Source organism: Pelomonas sp. V22 (assembly GCF_030014915.1).
Lineage (GTDB): Bacteria > Pseudomonadota > Gammaproteobacteria > Burkholderiales > Burkholderiaceae_C > JAUASW01.
Genome location: NZ_JAGIXS010000004.1, coordinates 42868 through 57729 on the forward strand (window position 1 = coordinate 42868; position 14862 = coordinate 57729).

General features: G+C 68.1%; 13 protein-coding genes. 11 read left to right on the top strand and 2 right to left on the bottom strand.

What is annotated here, in order from left to right:
- The first annotated feature begins 130 nt into the window (after positions 1-130).
- The 3 genes from J7U46_RS14460 to J7U46_RS14470 are packed head-to-tail and all read left to right on the top strand — an operon-like array spanning position 131 to position 2940.
- The gene (locus J7U46_RS14460; RefSeq protein WP_282827004.1) at positions 131-964 is read left to right on the top strand and encodes an IclR family transcriptional regulator C-terminal domain-containing protein; all 834 of its coding nucleotides are present in this window, start codon (positions 131-133) and stop codon (positions 962-964) included.
- A 49-nt stretch (positions 965-1013) separates the two neighbouring features.
- A complete protein-coding gene (gene pobA, locus J7U46_RS14465; protein ID WP_282827006.1) occupies positions 1014-2201 on the top strand; it encodes a 4-hydroxybenzoate 3-monooxygenase in 1188 nt (395 codons plus the stop codon).
- Positions 2194-2940: a YceI family protein gene (locus tag J7U46_RS14470; RefSeq protein ID WP_282827007.1), complete on the top strand. Its 747-nt coding sequence runs from the start codon at positions 2194-2196 to the stop codon at positions 2938-2940. The genes pobA and J7U46_RS14470 overlap by 8 nt, the downstream gene beginning before the upstream one ends.
- Here J7U46_RS14470 and J7U46_RS14475 read toward each other — a convergent pair.
- Both J7U46_RS14475 and J7U46_RS14480 read right to left on the bottom strand, forming a co-directional pair.
- Positions 2906-4408 (bottom strand): 3-hydroxyacyl-CoA dehydrogenase, encoded by a 1503-nt coding sequence (locus J7U46_RS14475; protein WP_282827009.1) that lies wholly within the window; start codon positions 4406-4408, stop codon positions 2906-2908. The two genes, J7U46_RS14470 and J7U46_RS14475, sit on opposite strands and share 35 nt — an antisense overlap.
- Complete coding sequence (locus tag J7U46_RS14480) at positions 4405-5199, bottom strand: enoyl-CoA hydratase-related protein (RefSeq protein ID WP_282827011.1); 795 nt, start codon at positions 5197-5199, stop codon at positions 4405-4407. The genes J7U46_RS14475 and J7U46_RS14480 overlap by 4 nt, the downstream gene beginning before the upstream one ends.
- Before the next feature lie 121 nt (positions 5200-5320).
- Between J7U46_RS14480 and J7U46_RS14485 the strand changes: the two genes are divergently transcribed.
- From J7U46_RS14485 to fdhF, 8 genes are all read left to right on the top strand, one after another.
- Positions 5321-5716, top strand: coding sequence for a VOC family protein (locus tag J7U46_RS14485; RefSeq protein ID WP_282827013.1), 396 nt, complete (start codon positions 5321-5323; stop codon positions 5714-5716).
- A gap of 91 nt (positions 5717-5807) precedes the next feature.
- Positions 5808-6512 (top strand): alpha/beta fold hydrolase, encoded by a 705-nt coding sequence (locus J7U46_RS14490; RefSeq protein ID WP_282827610.1) that lies wholly within the window; start codon positions 5808-5810, stop codon positions 6510-6512.
- Positions 6513-6548: 36 nt separating this feature from the next.
- Entirely contained in the window at positions 6549-7493 is a 945-nt protein-coding gene (locus J7U46_RS14495) for a LysR family transcriptional regulator (protein ID WP_282827014.1), read from the top strand.
- Between the two features lie 195 nt (positions 7494-7688).
- Positions 7689-9365, top strand: a complete 1677-nt coding sequence (locus tag J7U46_RS14500) for an OFA family MFS transporter (RefSeq protein WP_282827016.1) — start codon at positions 7689-7691, stop codon at positions 9363-9365.
- A gap of 16 nt (positions 9366-9381) precedes the next feature.
- Entirely contained in the window at positions 9382-9909 is a 528-nt protein-coding gene (locus tag J7U46_RS14505) for an HPP family protein (RefSeq protein WP_282827018.1), read from the top strand.
- A 37-nt stretch (positions 9910-9946) separates the two neighbouring features.
- The gene (locus J7U46_RS14510; protein ID WP_282827020.1) at positions 9947-10411 is read left to right on the top strand and encodes a formate dehydrogenase subunit gamma; all 465 of its coding nucleotides are present in this window, start codon (positions 9947-9949) and stop codon (positions 10409-10411) included.
- Positions 10411-11970, top strand: coding sequence for a formate dehydrogenase beta subunit (locus J7U46_RS14515; RefSeq protein ID WP_282827022.1), 1560 nt, complete (start codon positions 10411-10413; stop codon positions 11968-11970). Before J7U46_RS14510 ends, J7U46_RS14515 begins: the two co-directional genes overlap by 1 nt.
- 20 nt (positions 11971-11990) lie before the next feature.
- Positions 11991-14861, top strand: a complete 2871-nt coding sequence (fdhF, locus tag J7U46_RS14520; RefSeq protein ID WP_282827024.1) for a formate dehydrogenase subunit alpha — start codon at positions 11991-11993, stop codon at positions 14859-14861.
- The last annotated feature ends 1 nt before the right edge of the window (position 14862 follow it).

Consider the following 14862-nt stretch of genomic DNA (forward strand, 5'->3'; position numbering starts at 1 on the left):
CAACTTCGTGCGATTGACGATTCCAGGGTGGCGTCAGCCAAAGGACAAATGCTTTGTCCATCCCTATAGTCGCCGGCTGACCTGCTTGCGCCCCGCAGTTACGGGGCGTTAATCGCACATTCAGTTTCCGATGTCAGCAGCCCGCGCCTTTGACGACCTGAGTTCCACGCCCTCACCAGCGCCCGAAACCGAGGCCTCGCAAGGCACCACGCCGCTCAAGCGCGACCTGGTGGCCGGCCTGGAGAAGGGTCTGGCCGTGATCGAAGCCTTCGATCAAGAACGCCCCCGACTCACCATCAGCGAGGTGGCCGCCCGCACGGGCCTGACCCGCGCAGCGGCCCGCCGCTACCTGCTGACACTGACCCACCTCGGCTTTGTCTCGCAGGACCGCAAAATGTTCGCCCTGACCCCGCGCGTGCTGCGCCTGGGCCAGAGCTATATGCACTCGGCCCGGCTGCCGCGCATCGTCGAGCCCGAGCTGCACAAGCTGGCCTATGCGCTGAAGGAAGCCAGCTCGGCCGGCGTGCTGGACGGCAACGACGTGATCTGCATCTCGGCCGCCAGTGCCGGCCGCGTGGTCTCGCCGACGCTGCAGCCCGGCGCCCGCGTGCCGGCCCATTGCTCCGGCATCGGCCGCGTGCTGCTGGCCGCGCTGTCGCAGGTCGAGGTCGACACCTGGATCGCCAAGCAGGACTTCAAGCCGCTGACGCCCCACACCATCGTCCATCCCGAGCGCCTGCGCATCGAGATCGCCCGCGCCCGCTCGCTGGGCTACGCGGTGATCGACCAGGAGCTGGAACTGGGCCTGCGCACGCTGGCCGTGCCGCTGAAGAACTACCGCGGCGACGTGGTGGCCGCCATGACGCTGTGCGTCCATGCCTCGCGCATGAGCGTGGAGCAGATGGTGGAGCTGTGCCTGCCGCCCCTCTTGCAGGCGCAGGCGCATTTGCGCATGCTGCTGTAAGTCCGCAGCATCCCAAAACAGGCGGGCCTCACGACAGGAGACCCGCCTCATGCCAAGCACCCAGGTCGCCATCATCGGCGCGGGGCCCTCGGGCCTGCTGCTGGGTCAGTTGCTGGGCAAGGCCGGCATCCACAACCTCATCCTCGAACAGCGCAGCGCCGAACACGTGTTGGCGCGGGTGCGGGCCGGCATCCTGGAGCACGGCACCGTGCAGTTGCTCGACGAGGCCGGCGTGGCCGAACGCCTGCGTGCCGAGGGTCTGGTGCATGACGGCCTCTACATCGCCTTCGACGGCCAGCGCCAGCATATTGACCTGTCGGGCCTCACCGGCGGCCGCGCCGTCACCGTCTACGGCCAGACCGAGATCACCCGCGACCTGATGGCGGCCCGCGCCGCTGCCGGCATGGCCACCCACTACGAGGCCGCCGGCGTGGCCCTGCATGATTTCGAGAACGGCAGCGGCAAGCCCTGGCTCAGCTACCTGCGCAATGGCAAGCCCGAGGTGCTGCAGTGCGACTACATCGCCGGCTGCGACGGCTTCCATGGCGTGTCGCGCCACAGCGTGCCACCCGAGGCGATGAAGACCTTCGAGCGCACCTACCCCTTCGGCTGGCTCGGGGTGCTGGCCGACACCCCGCCGGTCGCGCCCGAGCTGGTCTATGCCCAGCATCCTCGGGGCTTCGCGCTGTGCAGCATGCGCAGCAAGACGCGCAGCCGCTGCTACATCCAGTGCAAGCTCACCGACTCGCTGGCGCAGTGGAGCGACGAGCTGTTCTGGGCCGAGCTGCGGATGCGGCTGGACCCGGTCTCGGCCGCCGCCCTGCAACCCGCCGCCGCCATCGAGAAAAGCATCGCGCCGCTGCGCAGCTTCGTGGCCGAACCCATGCGCTTCGGCCGCCTCTTCCTGGCCGGCGATGCCGCCCACATCGTGCCGCCCACCGGGGCCAAGGGCCTGAATCTCGCAGCCTCCGACGTGCGCTACCTGGCCCAAGGCCTGATCGAGCACTACCGCGAGCACAGCAGCGCCGGGCTCAACCACTACTCGGCCCGGGCGCTGCGCCGGGTCTGGCGCGCCGAGCGCTTCTCCTTTGCGATGACGCGCTTGCTGCACAGCTTCCCCGACCAGGGCAGCTTCGACCACAAGCTGCAGCAGGCCGAGCTGGACTACCTGTTCAGCTCCAGGGCCGCGCAAACGGCGCTGGCCGAGAACTACGTGGGCCTGGCCTTGGATGCATAAAGAAAGTCGCGCGCTGATCCTGCTGCTGCCACTGGCGCTGGCCGCCTGTGCGTCGCCCATCGCGCCCATTGCGCCCTTCACGCCCGTTAGCCCAGACGCCGCACGCCCGACCTGGCAGCCACTGCAGCTGCAGTCGGGTGAGCAGGCCTTGGCCATCGAGCGCCCTGCCACACGGCTGCGCGCCTATGTGTTCCGCGCCGGCGCGGCCGGCCGGCTGGGCCACAACCATGTGCTGAGCGCTACCGAGTTTGAAGCGCAAGTGCTCTTGAACGAGGCCGACATCGCCGCCTCGCGCCTGCAGCTGGCGCTCCGCCTCGATCAGTTGCAGCTGGACGACCCGGCCCTGCGCGCCGAACTGGGCGGCGCCTTTGCCAAGCCCCTCGATGCCGAGGCCATCGCCGGCACGCGCGCCAACATGCTGGGCGAGCGCGGCCTGCAGGCAGACCGTTACCCGATGCTGCGCCTGTGCTCGCTGAAGCTGGTCGGCGAAGCACCGAGGCTGGCTGCGTTGGTGGAAATCGAGCTGCACGGCCAACGCCGCCAGCAATGGTTGGCGCTGCGCGTGGCCGAGCAGGCTCAGCAGATCCGCATCAGCGGCGCCCTGGTGCTTCGCCAGACCGAGTTCGGCCTGCAGCCCTTCAGCCTGCTGGGCGGCTTGCTGGCTGTGGCCGACGAAATCGTGGTCGAGTTTGAGCTGGTCTTGCTCAAGTCCAACGGCGCAGCTGCAAGAGCGGACTGATGCGGTAACGCTCGCTGCGATAAGCCGCAAACAAGCCATCCAGCGTCTCTGCCACCGTGCTGGCACCCAGCAGCGCCAGCCACTCGAAGGGGCCTGCAGGGTAGTTGACGCCGAGCTTCATCGCCGTGTCCGCCCCGGCTTCGTCGCAGACGCCCTGCCACACGGCATCCGCCCCTTCGTTGACCAGCATGGCCACAGTGCGTGCCACGACAAGGCCCGGCGCATCGCGCAGCACCAGCGGCTGCCAGCCCAGGTGCAAGAGCAGGTCCTCGGCCTGCGCCCGGTGCGCAGCCGACAGCCTGGGCGCGAGCGACAGGGCCAGCGCATCGCAGCGTTCCGGCGCCACCGGCCAGTCGATCACGGCCAGGGCCGGATGCTGACGTTCATGGGCCAACTGGGCGGCGCTGATGCCGCTGCTGAGATGCAGCTGCAGCTCGCCGAGTTGCAGGCCACACCAGTCGGCCGACTCGCCACGCGAGAACACCAGCCCCTTGTGCGCCAGCCAACTGGCCAAGGTATCGACCAGGCCGCCACGCCCGCATAGCGTGAGGCCGTGCGGCGCTTCGCCCTGCGGCGCCGGCACAGGCTCGGCCGCCGCCGGCGTGCCGACGTAGAAGCCCTTGCCCGCCTTGCGGCCCAGCCGACCGCCATCGACCAGGGCGCGCTGCACCAGCGAGGGTTGGAAGCGCTTGTCGCCGAAGTTGGCCTCGAACACCGACTGCGTGACCAGGAAGTTGGTGTCGTGGCCTATCAGGTCCATCAGCTCGCAAGGCCCCATGCGGAAGCCCACGCCGCGCAGCGCGCGGTCCAGCTGCGCCGGCTCGCCGGCCTGCTCCAGCAAGAGGGCCAGGGTCTCGGCGTAGTAGGGCCGCGCGATGCGGTTGACGATGAAGCCGGGCGTGGACTTGGCATGCACCGGCGTCTTGCCCCAGCGCTTGGAGAGATCAACGATCGCCTCGGCGATGGCCGGTGCCGTCTCGGCACCCGACACCACCTCGACCAGCTTCATCAGCGGCACCGGGTTGAAGAAGTGCATGCCCACCAGGCGCTGCGGATTCGCCATGCCATTGGCCAGCGCCGTGACGCTGATCGATGAGGTGTTGGAGGCAATGATGGCGCCCGGCGCCAGCAGGCTGTCGAGCTCGCGCAAGAGCGCCTGCTTGGGCTCCAGCTTCTCGACGATGACCTCGATCACCAGGGCCGCCTCGGCCAGCTCGGACGTGCTGCTCGCCGGCTGTATGCGTGCGATCACCGCGTCGCGTTCCTCGGCCGTCATGCGGCCCTTGGCCACCAGGCCGTCCAGGCCCTTGGCGGTCTGGGTGATGGCCGCTGCGGCTGCGCCTTCGCGCACGTCGAGCAGGCGCACCGCATGGCCGGCCTGGGCCGCCACCTGGGCAATGCCGGCGCCCATCACGCCGGCGCCGACGACGCCGATCAGGGCGCCTTCCTGAATCCTGATGTCACTCACGCCTTGTCTCCTGGAATCCATGCCGCCGGCCGCTTGGCCGTGAAGGCCGCAAAGCCCTCGCGCGCTTCATCACCCATGCGAACGCGGGCAATCGTCTGCGCCGTCAGTTCACGCACCTCGGCCGTCACCGGCCCCACCTCCAGCTGCGCAAACAGCTGCTTGATCTCACCCTGCGCCTGCGGCCCGTTCTGCAGCAACTCATGAATCCAGCGCTCCAGCGCCACGTCGAGCTGGTCGTTGGCAACGACCTCGTGCACCAGGCCCATCTGCAGCGCCACGTCGGCTGCAATGCGGCTGGCGGTGAGTGCCAGGCGGCGCGCTTGGCGCGGCCCGACGGCATTGATCACGTAGGGGCCGATCACCGCCGGCAGGATGCCGAAGCGGGCCTCGCTGACCGCGAACTTGGCGTCCTCGGCCGCGACGGCGATATCGCAGGCCGCCACCAGGCCCACGCCGCCGCCGAGGGCCAGGCCCTGCACGCGGGCCAGCACCGGCTTCGGGCATTCGCCAATGGCGGCCAGCATCTCGGCGAAGCGGCGCGCATCGGCGAGGTTGTCTTCGTGCGAGGCAGCGGCGGCCCGCTTCATCCACTGGATGTCGGCCCCGGCGCTGAAGGCCTTGCCGGCACCGGCCAACACGATCACGCGCACCTTGGGGTCGGCCGTCAGGCGGCCCATGGCCTGGGCCATCTCGCCGATCATGGCTTCGTTGAAGGCGTTGAACACCTCCGGGCGCGTCATCGTCAGATGGGCCACGCCGCGCGCGTCGACGGCGATGTGCAATGTGTCCACGGGCAGGCTCCTGTTGTCTTTGCCGGCAGTATCGCAGTGGCCACCGGCCCTCGCGCTTGACGCAGAATGCGGCCGACCGACAGGCCCTTGCCATGAAAGACGCTCAACCGGGAGCCCACTCATGACCATCCATCTCGACCACGCCATCGTTCCCTCACGCGACAAGGTCGCAGCCGCGAAGCAGCTGGCCGAGCTGCTGGACGTGCCCTGGTCGCCCACCGGCATCGGCCCGTTCGCGCCGGTGTTCGTCAACGAAGGGCTGACGCTGGACTTCATCGACAGCCACGGCGAGGCTTTCGAGATCTATCACTTCTGCTTCCGCGTCGATCAGGCGAAGTTCGACGCCATCCTGGCGCGGTTGCAGGCGGCCGGCATCCCTTACCGCAGCAATGTCCGTGGACCGATGGACAACCAGATCAACCACGACTACGGCGGCAGCATGGTCTATTGGAATGTGCCGGATGGTCATCAGTGGGAAATGCTGACAGTCAGCTACGCGCGACAGCCGCCGCCCTGATGGCCATGGCTGCACCGTTCTTGCACCAGTTGCCCGGCAGCTCGATCCAGGTCGAGCTCAGTGGATCAACGCTGAGCTGCAGCGCCCGCTGATCGTCTTTCTGCACGAGGGCCTGGGTTCGCTGTCGCAGTGGAAGGAATTCCCTCGGCAGCTTTGCGATGCGGCGAACTGCCGCGGCCTCGTGTTCTCGCGCCCCGGCTATGGCAACAGCAGCCCACGCACCGAGCCCTGGCCGCAGGACTATCTGCAAGAGCAGGCGCGGTATCTGCTGCCCGCCTGCTTCGACTCGCTGGGCCTGCAGGACGAGCCCCTGCTGCTGTTCGGACACAGCGATGGCGCGAGCCTCGCCTTGCTGTTCGCCGCCTACTTCCCGCAGCGGGTTCGGGCGCTGGTGGCGATGGCACCGCATCTCTTCGTCGAGCCCATCACCATCACCGGCCTGCGCGCCGCCAAGCGGGCCTACGAGCAGGAACGCAGCCCGTTGCGTGCGGCCCTGGCGCGCCATCACGCCGACACCGATTCCGCCTTCTACGGCTGGAACGACGCCTGGCTGCGGCCCGGCTTCGAAGGCACATGGAACATCGAGGCCGAGCTGCGTGGGCACCTGGCCTGCCCGGTGCTGGCCATTCAGGGCGAGGACGACGAGTACGCCACGTTGGCCCAGATCGAGGCCATCCGCCAGCTGCATCCGGCCACCGAGCTGCTCGCCCTGGCCGACTGCGGCCATGCGCCGCAGCGGGACCAGGCCGAGCAAGTGATCAGCCGCACCGTCGAACATTTCAGCCGTCGGCGCTGATCCACAATCGGCCGCTTTCAAGCCTGCCCTGCGCCGATGAATCTCTTCGTCTCGCTCAAGTACCTGGTAGCCCTGGATGACCACAAGCATTTCGGTCGCGCGGCCCTGGCCTGCCATGTGACGCAGCCGGCGCTGTCCAACGCGCTGCGGGCGCTGGAAGAGAACTTCGGCTGCTCCATCGTCAAGCGCGGCCGCAACTTCGCCGGCTTCACCGATGAGGGCGAGCGCGTGCTGCGCAGTGCACGCCAGATCCTGCACGAGCATGAGTTGCTGCAGCAGGACCTGGCCAGCCGGATCGACGAGCCCAAGGGCCATCTGCTGATGGGCGCCGTGCCGACGGCCATGCCCATCGCCGCGCGCTTCGTGGCCTTGCTGCAGGCCCGCCATCCGGACCTGCGGCCGACGCTGCGCTCGATGAGCTCGGTAGAGATCGAGACCGGCCTAGAAAACCTGGCGCTGGAGCTGGGCCTCGGCTACACCGAGCGCCTGGACCACAGCCGCTCGCCGCTGCGCGTGGTGCCTCAGTACACCGAGCACTACTTTCTTTTGCGCCGCGCGGCGGCGCCGAGCGAGGGTGTGCTGCGCATCGGTCCCAGCATCCGCTGGAGCGAAGCCGCCAGGCTGCCGCTGTGCCTGCTCAGCGCCGAGATGCACCACCGCAGCATCGTGGACCGTGCGTTTGCGGCCGCCGGCACGCCGGTGTGCCCGGTGATCGAGAGCAATTCCACCGTCACCCTGCTGACCAGCGTGCTGGCCGGCGAGGTCTGCAGCGTGTTGCCCGGCGCCCTACTCGGTGCGGCGCGTGGCGAGCGCACGCTGGAAGCCCTGCCCCTCGTCGAGCCGCCGGTGCAGGTGCCGATCTCGCTGCTGGTGCACAGCAGCAACCGCCCCTCGCGCACGCTCGAGGCCGCGCTGGCCTTTGCCGAATCGGCCGAGTGGCTGGCCGAGGCGGCCCGGCACTCGGGGCTGAATCCGGGCTAAATCCGGCCGCCTCCGGCTGAACCCGCAGGCCTGGACTCCCCCCTGGGGCTCACCCGGGGTGGGCAAGCCCTGATTTTTCAAACGTATCGATTCATCACCCGAAGAAATTGGACGGACAAGGTCTCCTTGCCAAACACTCGCGCCGCCATCAAAGCGGCACCGCACGAGTGACCGCATCACAAAGGAGACAAGACAATGTCCATTGCTCTTACCGGCGGCTCGAGGTCGTTGGGCACCGAGGAAGCGCCTGGCTTCCTGTCCAAGGAGCGCATCATCGCGGCGCCCGGCTTCAACCGCTGGCTGGTGCCGCCGGCGGCCCTGGCCATCCACCTCTGCATCGGCATGGCCTATGGCTTCTCGGTGTTCTGGTTGCCGCTGTCCAAGGCGCTGGGCATCAAGGAGGCCCTGAAGTGCGGCCCCGAGATCGGCTTCTGGCAGGAGCTCTTCGTCACCAGCTGCGACTGGAAGGTCTCGACGCTCGGCTGGATGTACACCCTCTTCTTCGTGCTGCTGGGCAGTTCGGCCGCCATCTGGGGCGGCTGGCTCGAGCGCGCCGGCCCCCGCAAGGCCGGCGTCGTGAGTGCGGTCTGCTGGTGTGGCGGCATGCTGATCTCGGCGCTTGGCGTGCACCTGCACCAGTTCTGGCTGATGCTGCTCGGCTCCGGCGTGATCGGCGGCATCGGGCTCGGGCTCGGCTACATCTCGCCGGTGTCCACCCTCATCAAGTGGTTCCCTGACCGCCGCGGCATGGCGACCGGCATGGCCATCATGGGCTTCGGCGGTGGCGCCATGATCGGCTCGCCGCTGGCGGCCGAGCTGATGAAAGCCTTCGCCACCCCGACGGACGTGGGCGTGGCCTCCACCTTCGTCGTGATGGCCCTGGTCTACTTCGTCTTCATGATGGGCGGCGCGCTGTCCTACCGCGTGCCAGCCTCCGGCTGGAAGCCCGCCGGCTGGACCCCGCCGCCCGCGCAGACCAGCAACGCCATGATCACGCAGCGCCATGTGCACGTGAAGAAAGTCTGGGGCATTCCGCAGTTCTGGCTGGTGTGGATGGTGCTGTGCATGAACGTGTCCGCCGGCATCGGCGTGATCGGCATGGCCAGTCCGATGTTGCAGGAGGTCTTCGGCGGCGGCCTGATCGGACTGACGCAGAAATTCGGTGAGCTCGACAAGGCCCAGCTCGCTGCCATCGCCGGCGTCGCGGCCGGCTTCACGGCCCTGCTCTCGCTGTTCAACATCGGCGGGCGCTTCTTCTGGGCCAGCCTGTCCGACAAGCTCGGCCGCAAGCTGACCTACGTGGTCTTCTTCGTGCTCGGCGGCCTGCTGTACGCCAGCGTGCCCGGCAGTGCCGGCGCCGGCAACAAGCTGCTGTTCGTGGTGGCCTTCTGCGTGATCCTGTCGATGTACGGCGGCGGCTTCGCCACGGTGCCGGCCTACCTGGCTGACCTCTTCGGCACGCAGATGGTGGGCGCCATCCACGGCCGCCTGCTGACGGCCTGGGCCACGGCAGGCATCCTCGGCCCGGTGGTCGTGAACTACATGCGCGACTACCAGCTCGGCCTCGGCCTGCCGCGCGAGCAGGTCTACAACCAGACCATGTTCATCCTGGTGGGCATGCTGGTCATTGGCCTGATCTGCAACCTGCTGGTGCGCCCCGTGGCCGACAAGCACTTCATGACCGACGCCGAGCTGGCCGAGGAGAAGCGCCTGGCCCACGAGCGCGCCGCCGCCGCCGAGAGCGGCCCGGGCACCATGAGCTTCCACGGCACCTCGACGCTGTGGGTGGTGCTGGCCTGGGCCGCCGTCGGCATCCCACTGGCCTGGGGTGTCTACAAGACGGTGCTGAGCGTCATGAAGTTCTTCGCCTGATCCGTCGCGAGTCACCATGCGCAATTGCTGGACATTGAACTTCTGGTTCGAACGTCTGCAAGGCGGCCACCTCGCGGTGCCGCCACACCTGCCCCTGCCTGCCCTGCTGAAGGCAGGCATTGGCGGCGTGCTGGCCATCGCCGCCATCGGCATGCTGGCGGCAGTCAGTGGCCAGCCCTGGGTGCTGGGCAGCTTCGGCGCCAGTTGCGTGATGCTGTTCGGCTTCCCGGACCTGCCCTTTAGCCAACCACGCAACGTCATCGGCGGTCACGTGCTGTGCAGCGCCGTCGGCCTCCTGGTGCTGCAGCTGTGCGGCCCGCACTGGTGGTCCATGGGCCTGGCGGCGGGGCTGGCCATCGCCCTGATGCTGGCTTTGCGCATCCCGCATCCGCCGGCGGGCTCGAACCCGGTGATCGTGTTCCTGTCCCAGCCGGGCTGGAGCTTCATGTTGTGGCCAACGCTGGCGGGCGCCCTGCTGCTCGTCAGCATTGCCATCGTCTATAACAATCTCAGCAGGGACAATGCCTACCCTCGCTACTGGTAGCGCCCACCATGCAGTGCCAGCTGTCGGATCTTTCGCCATGGACTCCTCCTTGAATAGCTTGCTGGCCCCCGTGCTGGCCGACCACCCGCCCGCACCGGGCGCCTTGCTGCCACTGCTGCATGCATTGCAGGAACGCGCTGGCCATGTGCCGCCCGAGGCGGTGCAGGCCATTGCCGAGCACCTGAACCTCTCGCGCGCCGAGGTCCATGGCGTGATCAGCTATTACCACTTCTTCCGCAAGGCACCGGCCGGCCGCACGGTGCTGCAGATCTGCCGCGCCGAGGCCTGCCAGGCGCGCGGCGCCGAAAGCCTGCTGGCCCATGCCGAGCAGCGCCTGGCCTGCGCCTCGCACAGCACGCGCGCCGACGGCGCCGTGACGGTGGAGCCGGTTTACTGCCTCGGCCTGTGCGCGTCTTCGCCGGCCCTGATGCTCAACGACAGCGTGCATGCCCGCATGAACGCTGCCAAGCTCGATGCCCTGCTCGAGAAGGAGGGCCTCTGATGTCCGCCGTGAAGCTGTTCGTTCCCCGCGATGCGGCCGCGCTGGCCGTGGGCGCGGATGAAGTCGCCGCCGCGCTGCAGGCCGAATGCCAGCGCCGCAGCCTGGCCATCGAGCTCGTGCGAAACGGCTCGCGCGGCCTCCTGTGGCTCGAAACCCTGGTCGAGGTGCAGACACCGCAGGGCCGTGTGGCCTACGGGCCGGTCGAGCCGTCCGACGTGCCTGGCCTGCTCGATGCCGGCTTGCTGACCGGCGGCGCTCATGCGCTGTGCCAGGGCATCACAGAGCAGATCCCTTACCTCGCACTGCAGGAGCGGCTGAGTTTCCGCCGCGTCGGCGTGACCGATCCGCTGTCGCTCGCCGACTACGAGGCGCACGAGGGCTGGGCGGGCCTGCGCAAGGCGCTGCAGCTCGATGGCGCCGGCATCGTCGCCGAGATCAGCCACTCGGGCCTGCGCGGCCGAGGCGGCGCGGCCTTCCCGGCTGGCATCAAGTGGAAGACCGTGCTGCAGACCGAGGCGGCACAGAAGTACATCGTCTGCAATGCGGACGAAGGCGACTCCGGCACGTTTGCCGACCGCATGGTGATGGAGGGCGACCCCTACATGCTGATCGAGGGCATGGCCATCGCGGGCCTGGCGGTGGGCGCCGACCGCGGCTACCTCTACGTCCGCTCGGAGTATCCCCACGCCATTGCCACGCTGAACGAGGCCATCGCCCGCGCCACGGCCGCCGGCTTCCTCGGCGCGAACCTGCTGGGCTCGGGCCGGGCCTTCCACCTCGAAGTCCGCAAGGGCGCAGGCTCCTACGTCTGCGGCGAGGAGACGGCCCTGCTGGAGAGCCTCGAAGGCCGGCGCGGTGTGGTCCGTGCCAAGCCGCCACTGCCGGCGATCCAGGGGCTTTTTGGCCAGCCCACCGTCATCAACAACGTGCTGACCTTTGCCGCCGCGCCCCTGATCATGGCGCGCGGCGCGCAGTTCTATCGCGACCATGGCGTGGGCCGCTCGCACGGCACCCTACCCTTCCAGCTGGCCGGCAACATCAAGCACGGCGGCCTGGTCGAAAAGGCCTTCGGGCTCACGCTTCGCGAGCTGCTCTACGGCTTCGGCGGTGGCACCGCCAGCGGCCGGCCGATCAAGGCGGTGCAGGTCGGTGGCCCGCTGGGCGCCTATGTGCCCGAGTCGCAATGGGATGTGCCGCTCGACTACGAAGCCTATGCCGCGATGGGCGCGGTGCTGGGCCATGGCGGCATCGTCGTGCATGACGAAACCGCCGACATGGCCAAGCTCGCCCGCTATGCGATGGAGTTCTGCGCGATCGAATCCTGCGGCAAGTGCACGCCCTGCCGCATCGGATCGACGCGCGGCGTCGAGGTGATCGATCGCATCAGCAGCAACGTGAACCGCGCCCAGCAGGTCGTGCTGCTGCGCGATCTCTGCGACACCATGGTCCACGGCTCGCTGTGCGCCATGGGCGGCATGACGCCCTACCCGGTGCTGTCGGCCCTCAATCACTATCCGCAGGACTTCGGTCTCGCGGCACCGGACCAGGCCGCCGCCTGAAGCCGGCCAGGAGCATTGCCATGCTGATGAACCAAGACATCGACCACGGCACGCCGCGCCGTGAATCCGCCGAGACCGTGAAGCTGGAGATCGACGGCTTCGAGATCAGCGTGCCCAAGGGCACCTCGCTGATGCGCGCGGCGGTGGAGGCCGGCATCCAGGTGCCCAAGCTCTGCGCGACCGACAGCCTGGAACCCTTCGGCTCCTGCCGGCTGTGCCTGGTCGAGATCGAGGGCCGCAAGGGCTACCCGGCCTCCTGCACCACGCCGGCCGAGGCCGGCATGAAGGTCAAGACCCAGTCGCCCAAGCTGCAGGACCTGCGCAAGGGGGTGATGGAGCTCTACATCTCCGACCATCCGCTGGACTGCCTCACCTGCTCGGCCAATGGCGACTGCGAGTTGCAGACCCAGGCCGGTGTGGTGGGCCTGCGCAATGTGCGCTACGGCGTCGGGGCTGAGGCCGGAGCGCACCACTGCGATGCCAAGAAGGACGAGTCCAACCCCTACTTCACCTACGACCCCAGCAAGTGCATCGTCTGCAACCGCTGCGTGCGCGCCTGTGAAGAGACGCAAGGCACCTTTGCGCTGACGATCTCGGGCCGCGGCTTCGAGAGCCGCGTGTTGCCAGGCCAGGACCAGCCGTTCATGGAATCCGAGTGCGTCAGCTGCGGCGCCTGCGTGCAGGCCTGCCCCACGGCCACGCTGCAGGAAAAGTCGGTCATCTGGCTGGGCCAACCCGAGCACAGCGTCATCACCACCTGCGCCTACTGCGGCGTGGGCTGCAGTTTCAAGGCCGAGATGAAGGGCACACAGGTCGTGCGCATGGTGCCCTGGAAGGATGGCAAGGCCAACGAGGGCCACAGCTGCGTCAAGGGCCGCTTCGCCTGGGGCTATGCCACGCACGCTGACCGCATCACCAAGCCGATGATCCGCGCCGCCATCACCGACCCCTGGCAAGAGGTCAGCTGGGAGGTGGCGCTGAACCACGCAGCCAGCGAATTCAAACGCCTGCAAGCCAAGTACGGCAAGGACTCCATCGGCGGCATCACCTCCTCGCGCTGCACGAACGAAGAAACGTATCTCGTGCAGAAGCTGGTGCGCGCCGCCTTTGGCAACAACAACGTCGACACCTGCGCTCGCGTCTGCCACTCGCCGACCGGCTATGGCCTCGGCCAGACGCTCGGCACCTCGGCCGGCACGCAGACCTTCAAGTCGGTGGAGAAGGCTGACGTGATCATGGTCATCGGCGCCAACCCGACCGACGGCCACCCGGTGTTTGCCTCGCGCATGAAGAAGCGGCTGCGCGAAGGCGCCAAGCTCATCGTGGTCGACCCGCGCCGCATCGACATCGTCAAGTCGCCGCACATCCGCGCCGAGCACCACCTGCAGCTCAAGCCCGGCACCAATGTGGCCGTGATCACGGCCATGGCCCATGTGATCGTCACCGAGGGCCTGGTGGCCGAGGCCTATGTGGCCGAGCGTTGCGATCCGAAGTCCTTCGGCGAATGGCGCGAATTCGTGGCACGGCCCGAGAACTCGCCCGAGGCGCTGGAGGCCGCCTCTGGCGTGCCGGCGGCCGAACTGCGCGCTGCGGCTCGCTTGTATGCGACCGGTGGCAACGCCGCCATCTACTACGGCCTGGGCGTGACGGAGCACAGCCAGGGCTCGACCATGGTGATGGGCATCGCCAACCTGGCCATGGCCACCGGCAATGTGGGCCGCGAGGGCGTGGGCGTCAACCCGCTGCGCGGCCAGAACAACGTGCAGGGCAGCTGCGACATGGGCAGCTTCCCGCATGAGTTGCCGGGCTACCGCCACGTGTCCGACAGCACGGTGCGCGCCAGCTTCGAGGCCGCCTGGGGTGTGGAGATCAACCCCGAGCCGGGCCTGCGCATCCCGAACATGTTCGACGCGGCCCTGAGCGGCAGCTTCAAGGGCCTGTACTGCGAGGGCGAGGACATCGTGCAGTCCGACCCCAACACCCAGCATGTGGCCGCCGCCATGATGGCGATGGAATGCGTGGTGGTGCAGGACATCTTCCTGAACGAGACCGCCAAGTACGCTCACGTGTTCCTGCCGGGCTCCTCCTTCCTCGAGAAGGACGGCACCTTCACCAATGCCGAGCGCCGCATCAGCCGCGTGCGCAAGGTGATGCCGCCGCTGGCCGGCTATGCCGATTGGGAGGTCACGGTCAAGCTGGCCGAAGCGCTGGGCTACCCGATGCACTACAGCAAGCCCGAAGACATCATGGCCGAGATCGCGGCGCTGACGCCGACTTTCGCTGGCGTGACCTACGAGAAGATCGAGCGGCTGGGCAGCGTCCAATGGCCTTGCAACAACAGCACCGACGAAGCCGGCACGGCCATCATGCATGTCGACAAGTTCGTGCGCGGCAAGGGCCGTTTCATCATCACCCAGTACGTACCCACCGACGAGAAGGTGACCCGCAAGTTCCCGCTGCTGCTGACCACCGGCCGCATCCTGAGCCAGTACAACGTCGGCGCCCAGACTCGCCGCACCGAGAACAACCAGTGGCACAGCGAAGACCGGCTGGAGATCCATCCGCACGACGCCGAGGAACGCGGCATCAAGACTGACGACTGGGTCGGCATCCAGAGCCGCGCCGGCGAGACCGTGCTGCGCGCCACCATCACCGAGCGCATGCAGCCCGGCGTGGTCTACACGACCTTCCATTTCCCGGAGTCGGGCGCCAACGTCATCACCACCGAGAACTCCGACTGGGCCACCAACTGCCCGGAGTACAAGGTCACGGCGGTGCAGGTGATGCCGGTGATGCAGCCTTCCAGCTGGCAGCAGGAATACAGCCGCTTCAACAAGGTGCAGCTGGACCTGCTGGAGGCCCGTGCGGCGACCAGCGTGCAAGGGAAATGAG

Bases quoted from the DNA above. Each gene is read 5' to 3' on its own strand.
- J7U46_RS14460 (WP_282827004.1), top strand. From the start codon at position 131: ATGTCAGCAGCCCGCGCCTTTGACGACCTGAGTTCCACGCCCTCACCA.
- pobA (WP_282827006.1), top strand. From the start codon at position 1,014: ATGCCAAGCACCCAGGTCGCCATCATCGGCGCGGGGCCCTCGGGCCTG.
- J7U46_RS14470 (WP_282827007.1), top strand. From the start codon at position 2,194: ATGCATAAAGAAAGTCGCGCGCTGATCCTGCTGCTGCCACTGGCGCTG.
- J7U46_RS14485 (WP_282827013.1), top strand. From the start codon at position 5,321: ATGACCATCCATCTCGACCACGCCATCGTTCCCTCACGCGACAAGGTC.
- J7U46_RS14495 (WP_282827014.1), top strand. From the start codon at position 6,549: ATGAATCTCTTCGTCTCGCTCAAGTACCTGGTAGCCCTGGATGACCAC.
- J7U46_RS14500 (WP_282827016.1), top strand. From the start codon at position 7,689: ATGTCCATTGCTCTTACCGGCGGCTCGAGGTCGTTGGGCACCGAGGAA.
- J7U46_RS14505 (WP_282827018.1), top strand. From the start codon at position 9,382: ATGCGCAATTGCTGGACATTGAACTTCTGGTTCGAACGTCTGCAAGGC.
- J7U46_RS14510 (WP_282827020.1), top strand. From the start codon at position 9,947: ATGGACTCCTCCTTGAATAGCTTGCTGGCCCCCGTGCTGGCCGACCAC.
- J7U46_RS14515 (WP_282827022.1), top strand. From the start codon at position 10,411: ATGTCCGCCGTGAAGCTGTTCGTTCCCCGCGATGCGGCCGCGCTGGCC.
- fdhF (WP_282827024.1), top strand. From the start codon at position 11,991: ATGCTGATGAACCAAGACATCGACCACGGCACGCCGCGCCGTGAATCC.